The sequence below is a fragment of the Pedobacter sp. KH_004 genome, from assembly GCF_057840755.1.
The window spans coordinates 3,833,687-3,854,515 of the sequence record NZ_CM174519.1; the positions used below are offsets into that span (position 1 = coordinate 3,833,687).

Annotated in this window: 24 protein-coding genes and 1 tRNA gene; 16 read left to right on the plus strand and 9 right to left on the minus strand. The window is 36.0% G+C overall.

The features are described 5' to 3' along the window. Nucleotides 1-107: 107 nt before the first annotated feature. From nadD to AC3ITD_RS16395, 3 genes are all read right to left on the minus strand, one after another. Nucleotides 108-680, minus strand: coding sequence for a nicotinate (nicotinamide) nucleotide adenylyltransferase (gene nadD / locus AC3ITD_RS16385; protein WP_489361324.1), 573 nt, complete (start codon nt 678-680; stop codon nt 108-110). 130 nt (nt 681-810) lie between these two features. Continuing rightward, complete coding sequence (gmk, locus tag AC3ITD_RS16390; protein ID WP_056848300.1) at nt 811-1,380, minus strand: guanylate kinase; 570 nt, start codon at nt 1,378-1,380, stop codon at nt 811-813. A 68-nt stretch (nt 1,381-1,448) separates the two neighbouring features. Next, nucleotides 1,449-2,312, minus strand: a complete 864-nt coding sequence (locus tag AC3ITD_RS16395) for a YicC/YloC family endoribonuclease (protein ID WP_265798546.1) — start codon at nt 2,310-2,312, stop codon at nt 1,449-1,451. 132 nt (nt 2,313-2,444) lie between these two features. On the opposite strand from AC3ITD_RS16395, the gene AC3ITD_RS16400 reads away from it, so the two are divergent. Together AC3ITD_RS16400 and AC3ITD_RS16405 are read left to right on the plus strand one after the other, a co-directional pair. Next, entirely contained in the window at nt 2,445-2,723 is a 279-nt protein-coding gene (locus AC3ITD_RS16400; protein ID WP_489361327.1) for a hypothetical protein, read from the plus strand. 612 nt (nt 2,724-3,335) lie between these two features. Continuing rightward, the gene (locus AC3ITD_RS16405; RefSeq protein ID WP_489361329.1) at nt 3,336-4,046 is read left to right on the plus strand and encodes a hypothetical protein; all 711 of its coding nucleotides are present in this window, start codon (nt 3,336-3,338) and stop codon (nt 4,044-4,046) included. Between the two features lie 64 nt (nt 4,047-4,110). Here AC3ITD_RS16405 and rnc read toward each other — a convergent pair whose 3' ends face one another. The 3 genes from rnc to AC3ITD_RS16420 all read right to left on the minus strand — a co-directional run bounded on the left by rnc (nt 4,111) and on the right by AC3ITD_RS16420 (nt 6,445). After that, nucleotides 4,111-4,839 (minus strand): ribonuclease III, encoded by a 729-nt coding sequence (gene rnc / locus AC3ITD_RS16410; protein WP_265798549.1) that lies wholly within the window; start codon nt 4,837-4,839, stop codon nt 4,111-4,113. A 94-nt stretch (nt 4,840-4,933) separates the two neighbouring features. Continuing rightward, nucleotides 4,934-6,187, minus strand: a complete 1,254-nt coding sequence (fabF, locus tag AC3ITD_RS16415; RefSeq protein WP_489361331.1) for a beta-ketoacyl-ACP synthase II — start codon at nt 6,185-6,187, stop codon at nt 4,934-4,936. 21 nt (nt 6,188-6,208) lie between these two features. Continuing rightward, nucleotides 6,209-6,445, minus strand: coding sequence for an acyl carrier protein (locus tag AC3ITD_RS16420; RefSeq protein WP_008508386.1), 237 nt, complete (start codon nt 6,443-6,445; stop codon nt 6,209-6,211). A gap of 157 nt (nt 6,446-6,602) precedes the next feature. On the opposite strand from AC3ITD_RS16420, the gene AC3ITD_RS16425 reads away from it, so the two are divergent. From AC3ITD_RS16425 to AC3ITD_RS16450, 6 genes are all read left to right on the plus strand, one after another. Further along, entirely contained in the window at nt 6,603-7,022 is a 420-nt protein-coding gene (locus AC3ITD_RS16425) for an IPExxxVDY family protein (protein ID WP_056848295.1), read from the plus strand. A gap of 150 nt (nt 7,023-7,172) precedes the next feature. Continuing rightward, nucleotides 7,173-8,603, plus strand: a complete 1,431-nt coding sequence (pyk, locus tag AC3ITD_RS16430; RefSeq protein ID WP_265798551.1) for a pyruvate kinase — start codon at nt 7,173-7,175, stop codon at nt 8,601-8,603. Between the two features lie 104 nt (nt 8,604-8,707). Continuing rightward, nucleotides 8,708-8,792, plus strand: a tRNA-Ser gene (locus AC3ITD_RS16435). A gap of 161 nt (nt 8,793-8,953) precedes the next feature. Continuing rightward, complete coding sequence (locus tag AC3ITD_RS16440) at nt 8,954-11,098, plus strand: S9 family peptidase (RefSeq protein ID WP_489361335.1); 2,145 nt, start codon at nt 8,954-8,956, stop codon at nt 11,096-11,098. Nucleotides 11,099-11,207: 109 nt separating this feature from the next. After that, a complete protein-coding gene (locus AC3ITD_RS16445; protein WP_489361337.1) occupies nt 11,208-11,960 on the plus strand; it encodes a peptidase associated/transthyretin-like domain-containing protein in 753 nt (250 codons plus the stop codon). A 32-nt stretch (nt 11,961-11,992) separates the two neighbouring features. Beyond that, a complete protein-coding gene (locus AC3ITD_RS16450) occupies nt 11,993-12,670 on the plus strand; it encodes an NAD-dependent epimerase/dehydratase family protein (RefSeq protein WP_265798554.1) in 678 nt (225 codons plus the stop codon). A gap of 78 nt (nt 12,671-12,748) precedes the next feature. Here AC3ITD_RS16450 and AC3ITD_RS16455 read toward each other — a convergent pair whose 3' ends face one another. Continuing rightward, nucleotides 12,749-12,952 carry a hypothetical protein gene (locus AC3ITD_RS16455; protein WP_489361339.1) on the minus strand — a complete coding sequence of 68 codons (204 nt, stop codon included), beginning with the start codon at nt 12,950-12,952 and terminating at the stop codon, nt 12,749-12,751. Nucleotides 12,953-13,106: 154 nt separating this feature from the next. Continuing rightward, nucleotides 13,107-13,718: a nicotinamide riboside transporter PnuC gene (pnuC, locus tag AC3ITD_RS16460; RefSeq protein WP_489361341.1), complete on the minus strand. Its 612-nt coding sequence runs from the start codon at nt 13,716-13,718 to the stop codon at nt 13,107-13,109. A 327-nt stretch (nt 13,719-14,045) separates the two neighbouring features. On the opposite strand from pnuC, the gene hflX reads away from it, so the two are divergent. The 7 genes from hflX (at nt 14,046) to AC3ITD_RS16495 (ending at nt 18,822) form a co-directional block, all read left to right on the plus strand. Further along, entirely contained in the window at nt 14,046-15,236 is a 1,191-nt protein-coding gene (gene hflX / locus AC3ITD_RS16465; protein WP_056848287.1) for a GTPase HflX, read from the plus strand. Between the two features lie 88 nt (nt 15,237-15,324). Then, on the plus strand, nt 15,325-15,702 hold the full coding sequence (rbfA, locus tag AC3ITD_RS16470) for a 30S ribosome-binding factor RbfA (protein WP_056848286.1): 378 nt from the start codon (nt 15,325-15,327) through the stop codon (nt 15,700-15,702). A gap of 5 nt (nt 15,703-15,707) precedes the next feature. Next, nucleotides 15,708-16,343: a PAQR family membrane homeostasis protein TrhA gene (trhA, locus tag AC3ITD_RS16475; protein WP_489361344.1), complete on the plus strand. Its 636-nt coding sequence runs from the start codon at nt 15,708-15,710 to the stop codon at nt 16,341-16,343. Further along, complete coding sequence (locus tag AC3ITD_RS16480) at nt 16,343-17,038, plus strand: peptidoglycan DD-metalloendopeptidase family protein (protein WP_489361346.1); 696 nt, start codon at nt 16,343-16,345, stop codon at nt 17,036-17,038. The genes trhA and AC3ITD_RS16480 overlap by 1 nt, the downstream gene beginning before the upstream one ends. A 132-nt stretch (nt 17,039-17,170) precedes the next feature. After that, nucleotides 17,171-17,824 (plus strand): energy transducer TonB, encoded by a 654-nt coding sequence (locus AC3ITD_RS16485; protein ID WP_265798560.1) that lies wholly within the window; start codon nt 17,171-17,173, stop codon nt 17,822-17,824. A gap of 628 nt (nt 17,825-18,452) precedes the next feature. Beyond that, nucleotides 18,453-18,662 (plus strand): hypothetical protein, encoded by a 210-nt coding sequence (locus AC3ITD_RS16490; RefSeq protein ID WP_489361349.1) that lies wholly within the window; start codon nt 18,453-18,455, stop codon nt 18,660-18,662. Then, nucleotides 18,631-18,822, plus strand: coding sequence for a type II toxin-antitoxin system death-on-curing family toxin (locus AC3ITD_RS16495; protein ID WP_416338746.1), 192 nt, complete (start codon nt 18,631-18,633; stop codon nt 18,820-18,822). Before AC3ITD_RS16490 ends, AC3ITD_RS16495 begins: the two co-directional genes overlap by 32 nt. 39 nt (nt 18,823-18,861) lie before the next feature. Here AC3ITD_RS16495 and AC3ITD_RS16500 read toward each other — a convergent pair whose 3' ends face one another. Then, nucleotides 18,862-19,716 (minus strand): diacylglycerol/lipid kinase family protein, encoded by an 855-nt coding sequence (locus tag AC3ITD_RS16500; protein WP_489361352.1) that lies wholly within the window; start codon nt 19,714-19,716, stop codon nt 18,862-18,864. Nucleotides 19,717-19,776: 60 nt separating this feature from the next. Here AC3ITD_RS16500 and AC3ITD_RS16505 point away from each other — a divergent pair, with 60 nt between their 5' ends. Next, nucleotides 19,777-20,751 (plus strand): App1 family protein phosphatidate phosphatase, encoded by a 975-nt coding sequence (locus AC3ITD_RS16505; RefSeq protein WP_265798564.1) that lies wholly within the window; start codon nt 19,777-19,779, stop codon nt 20,749-20,751. Nucleotides 20,752-20,829 lie beyond the last annotated feature (78 nt).

Sequence of the window (20,829 nt, forward strand, 5' to 3'; positions counted from 1 at the left end):
CAACAATCGTAATTCTTAAACCCAAAATCTTAAATCAAAGGTTTCCGAAAAGCGAAAAGGTTAAGCAATTGCCTATCAATCGTAATTCGTAAATCTAAAATCGTAAATCAACGATACATTCCTTTTCCATCAATAAAATCAATCACCTTATCTGGCAAAAAGAACTGAACGTTCTTTCCTTCTTTAAGTGCTTTTCTGATAAATGTTGAAGAGATCTCCATTAAAGGTGTATCTGTGAAAGTGATCGAAGGATGATTAATCCAGTCGGTAACATCAGCCCCCGGACGCGGGTAAACGTAAATCTGGTAGTTATCCAACAGTACTTCGTAATTTTTCCATTTCTTAAAAGAAACCAGATTATCAGCTCCCATAATCAACACAAATTCTTTTGTTGGATAACGTTCATGCAAATAGGTTAACGTATCTATGGTATATGAGGGTTGCGGTAAGGAAAACTCGATATCGCTAACGCGAATGTGATCTGTATTTTCAGTAGCTAATTGTGCCATTTCCAAACGATCATACATGTTGGTTAAGCCTTTTTTATCTTTCAAAGGATTATGTGGAGAAACTACTAGCCATACCTCATCAAGACCTGAATGATTAGCCATATAATTGGCAATGATCAGATGCCCCGTATGAATGGGATTATAAGAACCGAAAAATAGACCAGTTTTCAATTTGCAGTTTTCAGTTAGAGGGTTTATCAAATCGACATTGAGAGGCACGAAGCAATCTTACCCGAGCATTTAAATTTAGGCCGTCAAAAGAGATTGCTTCTGCCTCGCAATGACGACCGAAGATAGAGTATTAACTCCTTATAAAATCGCCCACCAGTTTCTCAGCCTCAGCACATGCTGTAGCTAAATCGTAATTTTTAAGTATCACATCGAACTTATCAGCGTAGGTTAATTCTTTTTCTGCTTTGATAAAACGCTCTTGCAGCTTTTCATGGCTATCCGTTCCTCTTCCGCTTAAACGTTCTTTCAATACTTCTAACGATGGTGGTTGAACAAAAATAGCCAATGCATCTTCCTCATATTTGCGCTTTAAACGAATACCGCCTTCTACATCAATATCAAAGATAACGTGCTTCCCATCATTCCAGATGCGCTCAATTTCTGAGCGCAAGGTTCCATAGAAAGTGCCATTATAAACTTCCTCAAACTCCACGAATTCCTGGCGTGCCACTTTATGCAAAAACTCTTCTTTCGATATGAAGTAGTAGTCGTTTTCATGGGTTTCAGCACCCCTCAACTCGCGTGTTGTCGCAGAAATTGAAAAGCTTAACTCTGGAAACTTGCTTAATAAATGGTGTACGATAGTGGTTTTGCCGGCTCCAGATGGCGCTGAAAATATGATTAATTTGCCTTGTTTCATGTTGTAAGCTGAAAGCAAAAAGCTGAAACACCAAAGCTGCTTTACGCTTTAGTCTTTAGTCTTTCTCCTTATAATACGTTTAATAACTGTTCTTTAATTTTCTCTAGCTCTTCCTTCATACCCACAACATATTGCTGCATTTGAGCATCGTTTGCTTTCGCACCCATTGTGTTTATTTCTCTTCCGATCTCTTGTGAAATGAAACCCATTTTTTTTCCATTTGCTTCTTTACTTGCTAAAGTTTGCAAGAAATAATCGCAATGACTTTTTAAACGCGTTTTCTCTTCGGTGATATCAATTTTATCAATATAGTAGATCAATTCCTGTTCAAAACGATTTTGATCGATGTTTACCTTTCCAACTGCATCGTCTAAAAACTGTGAGAATTTATCACGGATAGCTGCAATTCTCTTTGGTTCAAGTTCTTCAACAGATTTGAAATAAGAAAGAATATTTTTAATCCTAAGCTCTAAATCGGCCTTCAAAACTGCTCCTTCATCTTCCCTAAATTTATTGAAATTAGCCAAGGCCTGACTGAAGATTTGATATAAATGGTTCCATTCATCCTCACTCACACTCTCCTCTTTATATGAAATTACATCCGGAAAGGTTAAAGCAGTTTGAAGTAGATTGGTACTGTTGGCGCCTAATTCGGCATTAACGGAAGTAAGTTGATTGTAGTAATGCGTAAGTAATGCAGTATTAATAGTGGCACCAGTCACTTCACCGTTGGCACGTTCTACATTAATACTCAAACTCACTTTGCCACGTTCGATATCTTTACTGCAAACATTGCGCAGTATTAATTCTTTATCAGAAAACGCTTTAGGATATTTTAAGTTAAGCTCAAGAAATTTACTGTTGAGCGATTTGATTTCGACACTGTATTTTGCATTTGCATAATCGGCTGTTGCTAAGCCGTATCCTGTCATGGATTTTATCATGCGCAAAGGTAGGTAATTATAAAGATATAATCCAATATACAAGAGAATCAGAAGTACGGTAAGTTCGGATTTTCGTAATGTAAATTTTTAACTACTTTTGAAATTCTCAATCGAAACTCTATGAAAAAAATTGCTCTCATACTGATACTCTTACCATTTTACGGATTTGCCCAAAATTTAGGATTTCCAGGAGGAAAAGATCTACCAAACATATTGGGAATGATTGGTATACCATTTGGAAAAACAAAGTTCGAATGCTTAACTCTTATGAAAGCTAAAGGATATGTTTCGATATCTTCAAAATCTGAATATTTAACATTTAAAAATGTAAAATATGGCATTATAAGGATCCATCAGTTGCCTTCTATTTTTATAAAGGGAAATTTTTTCACGGATTAGTAATTTTAATACCTAACGCAGAACCGAAAGCATTTGATGAATATGAATCGCTAGTAGCAGATATCAATGAAAAATATGATGAATCAGATCCTATTAGAGATTTCAAAACACCCTACAGCCTTGGCGATGGGTATGAGGTGACTGCAATCATGGGTGGATATACGGAAATTAGTGATACTTGGAAAAACAAGCTATTAGGAACAATAGTCGCAAAGATTAACAAAACCCTATTAATTACAGTCGATTACTATCATATAGACATGACTGCCTCGGCGTTGAAAGAACAAAAAACTAAAAATCTTATGGATTTTTAGTTAGTAATAATCCATCAGTAAGAATTCAAATCAAATTTATCAGCTAGTGTAAACCAGTTTTAAAATCTAAGTTAAGCTCTGTTCATAGCTGAAATTATTTGGTCTTATGGTTTTCGCATTAACGTTTATTTAACAAATAAAAGGTTAACAAATGTTAATTTTACAAAAAATATCTCACGTAGGAAATCTGTTTGTAAACAAATAATAGAACATTAGTGATATTGCCATTGTTTAGAAACAACTGCAGATGAAACGCAACTTTCGACTCATCTATAGATATTTGATAAATTAATTGCTGATGAAATTTTTTAAAACCGCGATCATTCCATTTTTTTTATTGCTTATCAGCTTTAATCTTAAAGCACAAGACTTTATTGTTAAGGGTGTTGTTTTTGAAAAAGGAGCGAATATCCGGGTTGCTCTAGCAGAAATTACCAACCTACGAACCAATTTGGGTGTAGGAAGTAATGATTTGGGTTATTTTCAGCTAAAAGCTAAAGTCGGCGACACTTTACTCATCACTAAAAGAAATTTAACAGACCAAAGAATCATTATAAAAGGTACTCAAGATATTTTGATTTATTTAGTGAGAGAAAGCACCATGCTGAACGAAGTGACCATTGTCGGCAACACCAAAAAGCAAGATTTAGCAGAAATTAAGAGAGAATTTCAGAACAAGGGGGTCTATAAAGGGGGGAAGACACCTTTATTATCTGTGTTATCAAATCCTTTAAATGCGATTTATAATTTATTTGGCAAGGATCCCAAAAATGCCCGAAGGTTTGGACGCTATGCAGATAATGAAATTAAACAATCGCAAATAGATGTTTATTTTAACCAATCTATCATCAAGAATAATACAGAATTGAGAGGTGATACGCTGGAACGCTATATGCTGGATTGCAGACCCGCTTTTGATAAAGCTCAATATTGGAACAGCTACGATTATATCAAATACATTAAAGAATCATCAAAGAACTTTACCGATACGTTGGGGAAAGGGAAGTAGTTATCAGTTGCCAGTTTGCAGTTCGTAGTTGGCGATTACAAAATTAATGACCAATCATTTTACCTTAAATAGATAATGCTTCGCAGGCTTTTTCTGCAGCAAGTTTCTCTGCATTTTTCTTATTGTAATCTCTACCGGTACCATGCTTTTCACCATCTACAATGGCACTGATGGTAAATAGTTTTGCGCTTTCGCCTTCACCGTTCTGAGCAAGCTCAAAAGTAACATCCTTACCATGGCGTTGACACCACTCAATGAGTTTACTCTTGAAATTGGTTTCCGTAAGTTCTAGTGTATGAATATCGATATGAGGCTTAACTATCCTTCTAAGCAGAAACTCCTTAGTAAAATTGTAACCCTTATCCATATAAATGGCGCCGACGATGGCTTCGAAAGCATCGCCCAACATAGAATTGTGTTTGGTTTGGATACTAACTGAACGCTGATCGAACTGGATTAACTTATCAAAACCTATCTTTTTTGCCAATTGGTTTAGATTAGCTCGATTAACAATTTTAGAACGCATTTCAGTTAAGAAACCTTCTTCCTTATAAGGATAGTGCTTAAAAAGAAGTTCGGCTATAACCGAACCTAAAACTGCATCGCCAAGAAATTCTAATCGTTCATTACTGCTCCTGCTACCATTTTTTAAAACTTTAGCTACAGACCGGTGCCTGAAAGCCATTCTATAAAGCGTAACATTGCCCGGAACAAAGCCTAAAATATTTTTCAGCTTTTTAACAAACTCCTTTTCAGGAGAAAGATAAAGTTTATATAATTTTAATATCGGCATTAAATAAATAACACAATTAGCGGCTAATAAGCATATTTAACTAAGTTATCTATTTTTAATTAGCATACAAAATTATATAGCAAAGCTGAATAAATTATTCTTCGTATTTCTTGAAAATTACCGAAGCATTGTGACCACCGAAACCGAAAGTATTACTTAAAGCAGCTCTAACTTCACGTTTTTGAGCTTTGTTGAAAGTAAAATTCAATTTAGGATCAAAGGCAGGGTCATCTGTGAAGTGATTAATTGTAGGAGGTACAATATCATTTTGAACAGACAGAATTGCGGCAATCGCTTCAATAGCTCCGGCGGCACCTAATAAGTGGCCCGTCATTGATTTTGTTGAACTGATGTTTAAGCGGTAGGCATCTTCTCCAAAAAGATCAGCAATGGCCTTAGTTTCACTAATATCGCCAAGTGGCGTAGAAGTTCCATGAACATTGATGTAATCGATATCTGCAGTAGTTAAACCTGCATCTGTCAAAGCGTTAGTCATTACCATTCTGGCACCTAAACCCTCAGGGTGTGGAGCAGTGATGTGATTTGCATCAGCACTCATCCCTCCACCCACAAGTTCTGCATAGATTTTTGCACCCCTTGCTTTGGCATGTTCAAGTTCTTCTAGAATAATAGTTCCTGCGCCTTCACCAGCCACAAAGCCATCACGGTCTTTATCAAAAGGACGCGAAGCGGTTTGAGGATCATCATTGCGTGTAGATAACGCATGCATGGCGTTAAAACCACCCATTCCTGCTTCATTAATAATGGCTTCTGAACCACCACTGATGATCACATCTGCCATACCCAAACGGATATAGTTGAATGCATCAATCATTGCATTGGTAGAGGAAGCACATGCCGAAACAGTTGCAAAATTTGGCCCACGTAAGCCATATTTGATAGAGATATGCCCTGGAGCGATATCAATAATCATCTTAGGAATAAAAAATGGATTGTATCTTGGCGTACCATCTCCCTTGGCGAAATTCGAAATTTCATCAAGAAAGGTTTTCAATCCACCTATGCCAGCGCCCCAAATAACACCGATTCTGTTGGTATCTAATTTCTCGAAATCAAAACCACCATCTTTTACAGCTTCATCTGTTGCTACTAAAGCATATTGTACAAACGGATCTAGCTTGCGGGCTTCCTTTTTCTCCAGAAAATCTTCCGGATTAAAGTTTTTTACCTCACATGCGAATTTGGTTTTAAACTTTTCAGTATTAAAACCCACAATAGGAGCAGCGCCACTCACCCCGTTAGTCAATCCTTCCCAAAAATCAGGAACATTATTGCCTATAGGAGTGAGCGCACCCAACCCTGTTACTACTACTCTTTTTAATTCCATTTATACTGAAAAAGCGTAATTCTATTTAACGTTTTTTTCCAAATAAGCAATCGCTTGACCAACTGTACCGATGGTTTCAGCCTGATCGTCAGGGATAGCTACATTAAATTCTTTTTCAAATTCCATAATCAATTCTACAGTATCTAAAGAATCTGCACCCAAATCGTTGGTGAATGAAGCCTCTGGCGTAACTTCGCTTTCGTCAACACCTAGTTTTTCTACGATAATAGCCTTAACTCTTGAAGCAATATCAGACATAATTTTATAATTTAATGGTTAAATAATTCTGTGCAAAGAAAAATAAATTCTTACAATTTTCAAATGTTTTTATTTCGACACCTAAATTTGGCTCTCAAATAACAAGCGAATATAGAATTAGTTTTTTAATTTCGTTCTGTAAATAATTTATTTCGACTTGAATAGAACTTACCTGAAATTAACGTTAGACCTTGATTTTATACTAATTGCGATCACAGCACCCCTAAAAGACTATGTCCTATGCCACAAAATTAATACGAGGTTGAACACCGAATTTGAAAAAATTGAAGACCATGAAATATTTTTTAACATTGATGAACCGGCGTGGTCTTTCTCTAAGTATTATTTTTTTGTAGAGCAAGGTGAGATAGAATATTACCTTATAAGTAACAGAAGTAGTGATGGTTTGCTGGTTCCGGAAATGGGAAATGTAGATTTTTTTATTATAATTAAGGAATTTATCGACAAGGAAGATCTTAATTATTTAATTAACGGATTAAACAAACTCCCTGATATTCAAGTTGCTGCAAAAATAGATCCTACCAAATTAAAGAGTAAAGAGAATTTGGTAATATAAAAATTATATACTTGGTGTATTAAATACACTATATTTGACGGTTATAAACAACGAACAAAAAACAAAATATATAAAATTTAATGCAGTTTAATTATTTTAGATAATTAATTAGCGTTTTCTGAAACTGCATTGCTAAAATCAAATAATTAAATGAAACCTTTTCATTCAAGAACTAAAATTGTTGCTACGCTTGGGCCAGCATCAGCAAAACCAGAAGTATTATATAGTATGTTTAACGCAGGTTTGGATGTTTGTCGTCTAAATTTTTCGCATGGTTCTCAAGCAGATCATCAGGCCGTTTTAGATACCATCCGCGATTTAAATAAGAAATACGATTATAATGTAGGTATCCTTGCAGATTTACAAGGCCCAAAAATCCGTATCGGTTTAGTAAAAGAAGGCGGGATTAACTTAATTAATGGTAAAACCACCGTTATCACTACACAAGAATGCATTGGTAACGAAGAACGTATTTATATAACGTACCAGAACTTTCCTCAAGATGTTCAGGCAGGTGAAATCATCCTTTTGGATGATGGAAAACTGCAAATGAAAGTTATTTCTACCAATCTTAAAGATGAGGTGCTTTGTGAAATTGTTCACGGCGGGATCTTAACTTCAAGAAAAGGAGTAAACCTTCCAAACACAAAGGTTTCTATCCCATCTTTAACTCCAGAAGATAGAGAAAACCTAGAATTCGTATTAGAAAATGATGTAGAATGGATCGGTTTATCTTTCGTTCGTAAAGCTGAAGATATTATCGAACTGAAAAAAATTATTGCAGAGCGTGGTAAAACTGCCCGTGTAATTGCAAAAATTGAAAAACCAGAAGCTATTGCCAATATCGATGAAATTATCGCTGTTACTGATGGTATTATGGTTGCCCGGGGTGATTTGGGTGTTGAATGCCCAATGGAAGAAGTTCCTTTATTACAAAAAATGATTGTTGCTAAATGTAGAGCAGCTTCAAAACCTGTAATTGTAGCCACTCAAATGTTGGAAAGTATGATCACTACGCCTCGCCCAACTCGTGCAGAGGTGAATGACGTAGCCAATTCAGTTTTGGATGGTGCAGATGCGGTAATGTTAAGTGGTGAAACTTCAGTTGGAGAATTTCCTTTGATCGTTATTGAAACGATGCAGAAAATCATTCAAAACATTGAGCAAAACAATTATCCATTTAATCCTGATAAGTTTTTAAAACCAAAATCTGCCTCTTTCTTGAGCGATGCGATTTGTGATTCTGCTTGTTTCTTAGCTAAGCAAACCAATGCTGTTGGTATTGTATCAATGACTTTAAGTGGTTATACTGCTTTTGAAATCTCTAGCCACAGACCGGAGGCTTTAACCTTCATCTTCACGAGTAATAGAGCACTTTTAAATGCAGTTAGCTTATTATGGGGCGTTAGAGGTTTTTACTATGATAAATGGGAAAGTACAGACAACACCATTATTGAGGTAAACGAATTCTTAAAAAGCAAAAAATTGGTTAAGCAAGGCGATATTTTAATTAATACTGCTGCAATTCCAATAGAAGCGAAAGGAAAAACCAATATGTTAAAAATTACAGTTGTTGATTAATTTAACAACTCATCAAATAAAAATGCTTCCTGTAAAATTGGAAGCATTTTTTTTGAATAAAAAAATTACTTTTGCATCCGCAGCCATATTTGCATCAACAATCCGGAGAGGTGTCAGAGTGGTCGATCGAGCACGCTTGGAAAGCGTGTGTACTTAACGGTACCGCGGGTTCGAATCCCGCTCTCTCCGCAAAATGCTATCTTTTTTAAGATGGCATTTTTTATTTAAGCTGTTAGGGTAACGTAGCTTAAGCTTATTTTACAAACGTTAATTTGTATTATTCTTGCTAAATTAATCTGATCTCACGAAACACTTTTAATTTTATCCCAAAGATTAACCAACTAACTATTATGAATAAATATTGGCTAACCGCAATTGCCCTGTCCATAATGACTTCGGCGAATGCCCAACAGAAAGTTTTAACCGAAAAAGATTATGAACATGCGGAAAGCTTTATGGCTTACAACACTTCTAAATACATTGATAATGTAGGTGTTACACCCAATTGGCTTGAAGGGGATAACTTTTGGTTTACTATTAAAAATGCTAACGGTACGCAAACCTTTTTGGTAAATCCTGACAAGAAAACGAAAACCTTAACTACAGAATATGGAAAAGGTTTGGCCTCACCTCCTCCTACTGCAAGAAGAAGGGGCGGCGGCGACGAAGTACTTTCTCCTGATGGGAAAAAAGCCATTCTAATTAAAGATTTTAATTTATATGTGAAAGATGTGGCATCAGGCAAACTCACTCAGTTAACTACTGATGGCGTGAAAGATTATGGTTACGCAACTGACAATGCCGGGTGGAAACATAGCGATGCGCCCATCCTACGCTGGTCGCCAGATTCGAAGAAAATTACGACCTTCCAACAGGACCAAAGAAATTCGAAAGAGATGTATTTGGTAACCACCAATGTTGGTGCTCCAAAACTGGAAGCCTGGAAATATCCATTGCCGGGAGATAAAGAAATCCCTACCATCAGACGCGTAGTTATCGATATTGAAAACCCAAAGGTAATTTCTTTAAACATTCCTCCTGACCCGCACCGTGGTACTTTGAGTGATGACATTTCGAGCAGTGGAACTTTTGATGATATTGATTGGAAGGCTGATGGATCGGAAGTTGCTTTTGTATCTACCTCGAGAGATCACAAAAATGAGAAATTTCGCATCGCAAATGCAAGCACAGGTGCTGTTCGGGAAGTCTTTGAAGAAACCGTAAAAACACAGTTCGAATCGGGTCAAGGCACCATTAATTGGAGATATTTACCAGCAAGCAAAGAAATTATTTGGTATTCTGAACGAGATAATTGGGGTCATTTATATCTTTATGACGCCACTACCGGCAAAGTAAAAAATCAAATAACTAAAGGAGATTGGGTAGTTACAAGGCTGCTTAAAGTGGATGAAAAAACGCGTACGCTTTATTTTATCGCCAATGGTCGAGATAAACTGAATCCATATTTTGGCCACTTTTTTACGATTGGTTTCGATGGTAAAAACTTGAAAGATTTAACCCCAGAACCAGGTAACCACATGGTTACCTTCTCTCCTTCCGGAAAATTTTTCATCGATAATTATTCTCAACCTAACGTTCCAGCGAATGTTGTTTTAAAGGAAATAAATGGTAAGGTAGTTAGCGAACTGGCTCAAACGGACGTTTCGAGATTAACTGCAATCGGCTGGAAAGCGCCTACACCAGTTACTGTAAAAGCTAATGACGGCAAGACTGACATTTACGGCTTGGTATTTACGCCATCAAAAATGGATGCAACTAAAAAATATCCGGTAATCGATTACATTTATCCAGGGCCACAAGGTGGAAGTGTGGGCAGCTGGTTCTTTTCAGCATCGCGTGGCGATAACCAAGCTTTGGCAGAACTAGGTTTTATTGTCGTGGTACTTGAAGGAACAAGTAACCCAGGTCGATCTAAAAGCTACCACGATATGAATTATGGCAATATGGCCGAAAACACATTACCTGATCAAATTACCGCGATCAAACAACTAGCTACCAAATACCCAATCGATACGGCCAAAGTTGGTATCTGGGGCCATTCTGGCGGTGGGTTCGCAACAGCTGCTGCGATGTTCCGTTATCCGGATTTCTTTAAGGTTGGAATATCAGAATCAGGAAACCACGACAATAGAAATTATGAGGATGATTGGGGCGAACGCTACAATGGATTGGCAGAAAACGTAGATTATGCAGCGCAAGCCAATCAAACTTATGCCAAAAATTTAAAAGGAAAGCTCATGTTGGTTCATGGAATGATGGATGACAACGTACCACCTTACAATACTTTATTAGTTGTGGAAGCTTTACAAAAGGCTAATAAAAGTTTTGATTTAGTGATTTTCCCGAACAGTGCCCATGGTTATGGTCCGTATTCTGCTTATATGATGAGAAGAAGATGGGATTATTTTGTACAGCATTTGTTAGGAGCTGAACCGCCCAAAGACTATAAAATGGTTGGCACAGTGATTAAGTAAACACATACAAAAGGGTTTGATAGTATCGAAACCCTTTTGTATTTCCAAACAAGGTTAATCTATGTTAAAATTTTAATAGACAGTTAATTATCCTTTACATTAGCTAACAATGAAATATTTCTTCTTCTTTGTGCTAATCATTATCTCCAATCGCTTATTTTCCCAACAAATTAGCGGACAAGTGTTGGATGATATTTCCAGAATTCCGATCGAAAATGCTGTAGTCAAATACGGAAATGAAGTAAGCATAACCTCGAGTACCGGAAAATTTTCATTTCTTAAAAATCCGTCTATCCAAATTTTAAAAATTAATAAGTTAGGCTATGAAGAAAAGGAATTAAGCCTAATTAATAACTTTAAAGATGTGATCGTCCTTTTGCGTTCGGTTGCTATCAATTTAAATGATGTTACCATTTATTCTAAAAGAGATTACCTTAAAGACTCGTTGCAGATACGGGAAGATTTCGCAAAGGTTTTCGCTTATAAAGACCCTACCATTAAAGATGTACTGGTTAAAAAAGGTTTGCGCTATAAAACCCAGGGATCAAACCTGGTATCCAACTCCACTTCCTCAATTTTAAGTTTGGATATTTTAAGAACAATTGGTCTGCTCACCAAGAATAAAAATTCACTTTCAAAATTAAAGAAAGTGCAGTTAAAAGATGAGGAAACAAATTATATCAATAATCGTTTCTCACCAGAAAAAATAAGTTCTATCACTAAACTGGAAGATGATTCATTAAATAATTTTATTGAAAAATATCGTCCTTCTGCTGCCGAAATTAGAAAAATGAATGATTATGAAATACTGATGTATGTGAAGCGTAGCTACGTAGATTTTATTAAGCCAAACAAAGATTAACTTTAAAAGTTAATTATTAAACATCAATTTAAATGGGAAAAACGAGATCACTTAACAACGTTATTATTACCGGAAGCACAGGCATGGTTGGTGAAGGTGTATTAATCCAGTGCCTAAATAACCCCGAAATAGATTCAATTTTGGTGATTAACCGGAAACCATGCGGTTATGTTCATGCTAAACTTAAGGAAATTGTTCACCAGGATTTTTTCGATTTCAAAGCTATCGAAGATGAACTGAAAGGCTATAATGCCTGCTTTTTCTGTCTTGGTATTTCATCAGTTGGGGTTGATAACGAGACTTATTATCGCATGACTTATTCACTTACAATGCATGTTGCAGATACTTTGGTTAAGTTAAATGATAATATGACTTTTTGTTATGTTTCTGGCAGTGGAACAGATATAAATGGAAGATTAAACTGGCAGAAGGTAAAAGGTAAAACAGAAAACGAATTAACCAAATTACCTTTTAAGCAGGTTTATCACTTCCGTCCGGGTTTTATCAAACCAATTAGAAAGCAAAAATTTGCCCACAATTTTTATAAGTATATCAACTGGATGTTTCCTATTGGAAGAAAATTTTTCCCTAATGGTTTTTGTAAGATGACCGAACTCGGAGATGCGATGATTAATACATTATATTATCAAAGCGAAAGAAGAATATTGGAAGGAAAAGATATTATTAAGCTGGGTAAAGAATTTTCTTGAAATCGAAAATTAATGAGGTAAAACGGAAGATAGTGTTGGGCTCTTAACCCGTAACAATCTTCCGTTTTGAATTTTACGCTATTTCTTATTATCAACTTTACGTTGATTATCTTTATTCGATGTTTGATCGGAACGCTGACCTCCACCATTTGTTATTCCCTGCATTTTCTTGTCAACTTTTACATCGTGATTTGCTCTGTCGGCAATTGAACTTCCTTGGGTTGTTGGATTGTTCTTAGGTGTATTTACATTTTTCATGGCAATAAATTTTAAGTTAAACATTTATTCCGAGCGCCATTATATTAACCGACCATCACTCATTATGTTTTAATTTTTTTGGTTTTTGAAATCTCTTTTTTGCATTTTTCGCTCTGCGGAAGCGTTAAACTCAAGACCTTTTTATTGATTGTTGCTATCTTAGTTCTACGAAATGTTCCTACTTCGCTGTTTTGTAGCTTTTATATTCTTTAATCCAATTCCATAAAGCGAAGCCTGCAATGATGGTGAAAAGAATGTATTCGACACCAAAAAACATGGCCCCTTTCAAAAAGTATAAATAGGTCGCTACAACATCAATCATTAGCCAAATAATCCAACATTCTATTCGCTTTTGAATCATTAAAAATGTAGTAATTACACTCATCACTAAAATAAATGAATCGACAAAGGGATAGGCGCTTGGCAGGTTAAAAACAAATGGGAACAAGTGATGTAACTGTCCGGCCAGTGTACCGATTAATACTGTTCCAATTACACCGACAGCCAAAAAGATCAGAAACTGCTTTCTGGGCATAAAGCTTATCTTCAACTGTTTCTTTTTGTCTTCTTCTTCCGGTTTCGGATTGGCCCATCGCCACCAGCCAAGAATGTTGGTAATGAAAAAGAAACCCATTAAAAACATATCAGGATAAAGCTGTATCTGGTAATAAAAAAAAGCGGATAAAAACACATTGACAATACCTGCCGGCCAACTCCAGATGTTTGCCCTTGCAGATAAAATAACCGAAATAACCCCTGTAACCACTGCAAAAAATTCGAGATAGCTCATCGGGTAATTAAGGACTGTAAAAAAGATGCTTTTGGTATTAAAAAAATCCATCCTCTAATAAGATAAGTTTCAATCTAAATTAGAACATAATATTGTAGTTATATACTGAAGGTAAACAAAAATTGAAAACCAAATGTTGTTCAAACTAATTAACCGATAAGTTCTAACCGAATCCTTAATCAATTTCGAGATTATAATTCAATTAAAAGGCAAACGGGCTTAAGCTATTGCTTTTTACCAGACTTATTGTTTGAATGTAAGTTGTCGCTAGCTGTGTAGGCTTAGCCAATTTTCAATTTGCAAAATTTGTATCTTTGTACATATTACATGGGAAAACAAAAATTTTATGATACTGCGATTAAGCAGGAACGAGCCGTTTTGGTTGGCGTTGTTACTCCAGGAGAAAAGGAGGAGCAAACAAAAGAATATTTAGATGAATTGGCTTTTCTTGTTGATACAGCAGGAGGACAAGTAGAGAAAGTATTTACTCAGAAGATGCTGAAGCCCGAGCGGGCAACATTTGTGGGTACAGGAAAGCTAGAGGAGATTAAAGCTTATGTAAAATCGGAAGAGATTGATACCGTTGTTTTTGATGATGAACTTTCACCATCGCAGTTACGGAATATTGATCGTGAGTTGGGTGTAAAAGTTTTAGATCGAAGCAACCTGATCCTCGACATTTTTGCCAGCAGAGCCCAAACGGCACAAGCAAAAACCCAGGTAGAATTAGCACAGCTTCAATATGTATTGCCACGATTAACCGGTATGTGGACTCACTTAGAGCGCCAAAAGGGTGGTATCGGTATGCGTGGACCTGGAGAAACGCAGATTGAGAGTGATAGACGTATTATTTTAAATAAAATTTCGCTACTTAAGGAGCGGTTAAGAAATATAGATAGACAAAACGAAACTCAACGCAAAAATCGTGGTCAGCTGATTCGAGTAGCTTTAGTTGGATATACTAATGTAGGCAAGTCTACTATCATGAACATGCTTTCCAAATCGGAAGTGTTTGCCGAAAATAAGCTTTTTGCTACACTAGATACTACGGTTAGAAAAGTGGTAATTGAAAACTTACCATTCTTACTCTCAGATACTGTTGGGTTTATCAGAAAACTGCCCCATCATTTGGTAGAGTGCTTTAAATCGACCCTCGATGAAGTTCGCGAAGCTGATTTATTGATTCATGTTGTAGACGTTTCACATCCAAATTTCGAAGATCAGATTAATACTGTTAACGAAACACTAAAGGATATCGGCGCCATTGATAAGGATATGATTTTGGTGTTTAATAAAATTGATGCCTACGTTTCGCCCGAAGTGGAAGATGAGGACGATGATGGTAAATTAAGCATTGATGAATTCAAGAAAAGCTGGATGAGCCATGGAAAGGTGCCCGTGTTATTTATATCGGCTACAGAAAAAGAAAACATTGAAGAGTTTAAAACATTGTTATATGATAAGGTAAAAGCGGCTCATGTAGCGAGGTATCCTTATGATAGTAATTTGTTATATTAATTAAATCAAACCGTCATTGCGAGGCACGAAGCAATCTAATTTGCGAGTAAGATTGCTTCGTACTTCGCAATGATGAAAAATAAAACTTATGGAAAGTAAACGTCAGCAGAAATTTGCAGGAGTACTACAAGAAGAGTTAGCACAAGTTTTTCAGCGTGAAGGTGGAGCATTTTTACCAAATACGTTGGTAACCATTACACGTGTTCGGGTATCGCCAGATTTGGCAGTAGCGAAAGTATATTTAAGTTTTTTTAATACCACTAATACCACTTTATCAATTAATACGGTAAATGCACATGCTGGTGAAATTAGATATAAACTGGGAGCCAGAATTCGCCATCAGGTTAGAGTGGTGCCAGAGCTTACTTTTTTTGTAGATGACACAAACGAATACGTAGAGCGCATGGATCACTTGTTTGATAAAATTGCTAAAGAACCGAGACAAAAAGAAGAAGGCGAAGAATAGTTATCGTGAGAAAATTAAGAGAACCGGTAAACTTCTTTACTCATTTTATACCCGCATTGGTAGCGATACCTGCGGGTTATTTTTTGCTTCAAAAATGCGATATACCAATTGAATTTACAGCAGCCTGGATTTACAGCATTGCCACATTTATTTTGTTTGGAGTAAGTGCCACTTACCACGGTTTCCCAGCAAGTGACTATGGCATTCGCTTTTGGCAAAAATTTGATCATTGCTGCATTTATTTAATGATTGCAGGATCATACACCCCCACTGCCCTACTAGTTTTTGATGGTTGGTTACGCTGGAGTTTATTCGCTATTGTATGGTTAATTGCAATAATTGGTTGCCTTTTAAAAATTTTTAACAAACTTAAAAGCACTACTATATCCCTCTCCATTTATATTTTAATGGGTTGTTTAATTGTTCCATTATTACAGAAAATGCTAGGCACATTGCCTATTGGTGCCATTTTCTGGTTATTATTCGGCGGCATCTTCTACATCGGTGGCACGTATTATTACGCCAATGATAAACAAATGTTTCGTTGGATGCACAGCCATGAGTTATGGCATATTTTTGTTATTGGCGGTGCGTTGTCACATTACATTTATAATTACGTTTATATTTTTGACCAGCTTTAATGAAAACCTTTGAACAAATTATTAACGAAAATGCGTCTGCCATTCAAAAAATTGTCGACTTTGATCTTAAACAAGATCAACTTTTACCTCTCGATTTTACTGCCTCGAATTTAGAATTGACTGATGCTATTTTAAACGATACAGATTCTTTTTCTGAGTGGATAAACCAAAAACTCAGCACCGCTAAGGCTCGCTATGGTATCGGCGGTTATAATGAGCATCGTACGATTTATTCGCGAAGTGCTCATTTTAGTAGTGCAGAAGAACCTCGGCGGTTACATTTGGGGGTAGATATTTGGGGTGAAGCTGGAACTTCAATTTACAATTTTTACGATGCCGAGATCCACAGTTTTGCCAACAACAATGCTTTCGGCGATTATGGTGCCACAGTTATCTTAAGCTACAATATCGAAGGTTTTAAATTCCATGCGCTTTATGGCCACCTGAGTTTATCATCACTTAACCAATTAGAAGTAGGCAAAATGATTTTAGCCGGAGAAAAAATTGCTGAACTCGGCACCAAAGAAGAAAATGGTAACTGGCCACCTCACCTTCATTTTCAACTGATAAAAAATATTGAAAGCTATGAAGGCGATTATCCTGGCGTTTGTAAGTTTAGCAAAAGAAACCAATACCTGGAAAATTGCCCAGATCCAAACGTCATCTTAAATTTTACGTTTAACAGGCAACAATAAAAATGTTCAAAATAATCTGGGGGAGCGAATTTAAACATTGTCAACCTTACCGTTGTTATCTTTTTACAATTGTGAGGTTTATATTCCACGAAAGCATATCTGTAGTGCGACTAAAACCGTAAATTAGTAACTATGAAAAGGCTAGTCACTATCTTTTTGATATTTTGTGGTACCGCTGCAATGGCGCAGTTGCAATTTAAAACAGGCAAAGATGGTTTTACGAGTTTCTTAAGAGAAAAAACCATTTACCCCTCATTTTCAAAAAACAACTGTATACAGGGTACCGTAAACATCAGTTTTAAACTAGATGAAAAAGGAAATGTTTATTCCTCAAGAGTAACCAAAAGCATTTTAAGCGAATTGGATGAAGAGGCGTTGCGGTTGGTGAGGCTAAGCAGTGGTAAATGGAAAGTTCCTGTCGGTTATGATACCACAACAGCAGTTATAGTACCCGTTAATTTTAAGCTTTCTGGTTTTAATTGCGAAGGCAAATCGAGTAGAGATATGCAAGATGCCATTCGCAGTTACCAGGCAGAAGAAGGTTTGACAAATTCTGTAATTAATTTTTATAAAAACATTGATCAGGCAAAACCGGGACAAGAAGCACAGATTATCGCTATTAAGAATCAATTGGGTATTGATGACGATTATTTAAATGAGCGAATTGACAACGGCTTAAAAAAAATTAAACAAGGTGATAAACAAGGCGCCTGCGAAGATTTTTTGTTTGTTAAAAATATGGGTAGTAGTTTAGCAGATCAGTATCTTTCCAAATACTGTAAGTAAATGAGAACTGCCACTAAGTTTTTTGCCCTGCTAGATATCATTAGCATTTTGCTCCTTGCTAAACAATTTTGGGCAATTATTACCCATATAAATGAAATTCCGGATCAACTGTTATCGCAAATAAGGGTCGTTTTAACACTGCCCATGTTTTTGTCGTTATTTCTATCTGCAATTGGCTTATTCCTTTTCAAAAAAATTGGTTTTATGACCTACTTTATTCAATTCCCATTCAGGTTAATCGTTTGGATATTTTCCATTGGCTTTATAACCTTTTTGCCAGAAATTTTAAATTTAGGCGAACGATGGTTCGATATACTATTTAAGATTTGTTTTATTGCTGAGTTTTTCAGACTCTACTTTACCATTCAAATCTATCGGAATAATAGCCTATCATAAAATACGCTAATATGATGTTTTGAATAAATAAAACTATTAAATTTGATTATGACAGCAGTAGAAATCAAAAAAGAGATAAACAAGGCTTTGGATCAAGTTCCAGAAAAGCTTCTTGTTGATATTTTGGATTTAATTAAGAAGTTCAACTAGAAAGAACTTCTAATTCAACTTTGATTTCAAACTTTAAAAAAATTCTATCCGAAGATAGTGAGGTACTTCATAAATTTGCTCAATGATTTCAATCAAGGAAACCGAAATTATACACAACATATTAATTGATAAGTTTGGAGGAAGTAAAGGAGTTCGCGATTTTGGTTTAATTGAATCTGCTTTAGCTAGACCTTTCGCAACATTCAACGATGAAGATTTATATCCAACACCAATAGAGAAAGCTTCTGCTATTTTAGAAATTGATAAATCATCCTTTCGTAGATGGCAATAAAAGAACTGCATATACTTTGATGCGACTCATCCTATTAGAAAATGGATTAGATATTACAGCTAGCCAGCAGCTAAAATATGATCTGGTAATTTCTGCAAGTATGGGGGAATTTCGTTTTGAAGATATCAGGAATTGGATCCAGAATAACCTAAAAAAATAAAGAACCACAAAAGTATCAAATTAAATTTCTTAATCTATTTTACACCACAACCGTTATCGCAGCCGGTAATATATGGGCTTCAACTGTGTTTATTTTCCCTATATATTCACCATCAACCTGAAAATGCGCCTTATGTTTAGACGAAATTTTAATTGCCGATGTTTGAAAAATCTCTACTTTTTTAGGGTTAAATGGAAGGCGTGTAATCCAAACTTTCAATATCTCCAGGTATGAATAATCTTTAACCAAAACGATTTCAAAAAGTTCATCGTCCAACTTTCCATCAGGATTAATTTTTAAACCCGAGCCATACATTGTCGCATTTGCGATGGCTACCATAGCTGCTTTGGATTTAATAGTTTCACCCTTAATATTCAGTTCAACATCCATGCGTTTATGATTCCACAAGGCATGCCATGTCGCTTTAGCATATCCCCACATTCCACGCTCGGGCAAAGTATCAAACTTCTTTACCAGGTAAGCATTAAATCCCAGATCAGATAGATGAATGCATATTTCATCATTTATTTTAACCACGTGGATCTTTTGGGTTCTTCCAATTTTCAGTAAATCAAGTGCTTCGGTAATTTCTTGAGGTATTCCCAGCTCCTTAGCCATCCCGTTTGCAGATCCTGCGGGGATAATCCCAATTGGAATTTCTTTATTTAACAAACACTCGGCCACCAGTTTCAACGTTCCGTCGCCGCCAACGGCAACCACACGGTCGGGTTGCGACTGTTCGATTTTAGCTTTTATTTTATCTAACGAACAATCATCAGGCACTTCAAAAAGTTCGATGTTCACATCTCCTCCTTTGAAGTGAGTAGAAATTACTTCTTTTAAATTAATATCGTGACTTCCAGAACCTGGATTAATGATAAATAGCAATTTCATGTTTTAGCCTTAAATGCGTTACTTCACAAACAACTTTTAATTCACTCTGTTTTAACTTCGATGAATAAATCTGTAAGCGTAAAAATTTACCACGGCTATGGCCACAAACATAACCTGGTAGTTTATGGCCATGTTTTTAAACGAAGGGCTAAAACATCTCAAATTTACAGCAACAATATTTTAGTAAATATTATTCATTTACTGAAACTTTTCATCTTAAAACCCTATCCTTTAGTCAATATTAGGTTGCAGTTTTTCGATCAAACCATTTACAATAAAACCGAAAAAGATGGTTTTTTTAAATTTGAATGGGAAGCGCTACATGATGTAGAAGCGGGCTGGCATTTTGTAAAAGTTGAAGCTTTAGATGAAAATAACCAGGTTTTAGCTGCTAACGAGGGCAAAGTTTATGTACCGCACATTACACAATATGCTTTCATTTCTGATATTGACGATACGGTAATGATTTCACACTCGGCTACTATTGGAAGAAGGTTGAGAGAACTTTTTATCAAAAATCCACACACCAGAAAAACATTTCCAGATGCCGCCAGTCATTACCAGCAGCTAGCGTTATCCCATACCGAAAAGAACCAGCCGAACCCCTTCTTTTATGTAAGCAGTAGCGAATGGAACCTTTACGATTATTTGGTAGAAACATTTCACTTTAACAAATTGCCAGATGGTGCTTTTTTGCTAAACACGTTAAAACGCTGGAGCGACTTAATTAAAACAGGAAAAACTGGTCATGAAGGCAAATTACTCCGGGTAATGCGTATTTTGGATGCGTTTCCGAACCAAAAGTTTATTTTTTTTGGTGATAATTCACAGCAGGATCCATTTATATATGCCTCCATTGTAGAAAAATATCCAAAAAATATCGAAGCGGTTTACATCCGTAATATTCGTCCTGAAAAAGAAAATGAAACCCGTGAACTACTTCAGAAAGTAGAGGCAAAAAATGTTTGTGCCTGCTTATTTAAAAATAGTAATGAGGCCATTGAGCACTCTAAAAAAATTGGCTTAATACAATAGTTTTTGGAGCGCAATTTTTCGTTTTCATCGGGTAATTTGTTCCCGCTTTTCATTTCATGCCTCGCTACGCTACGGGCA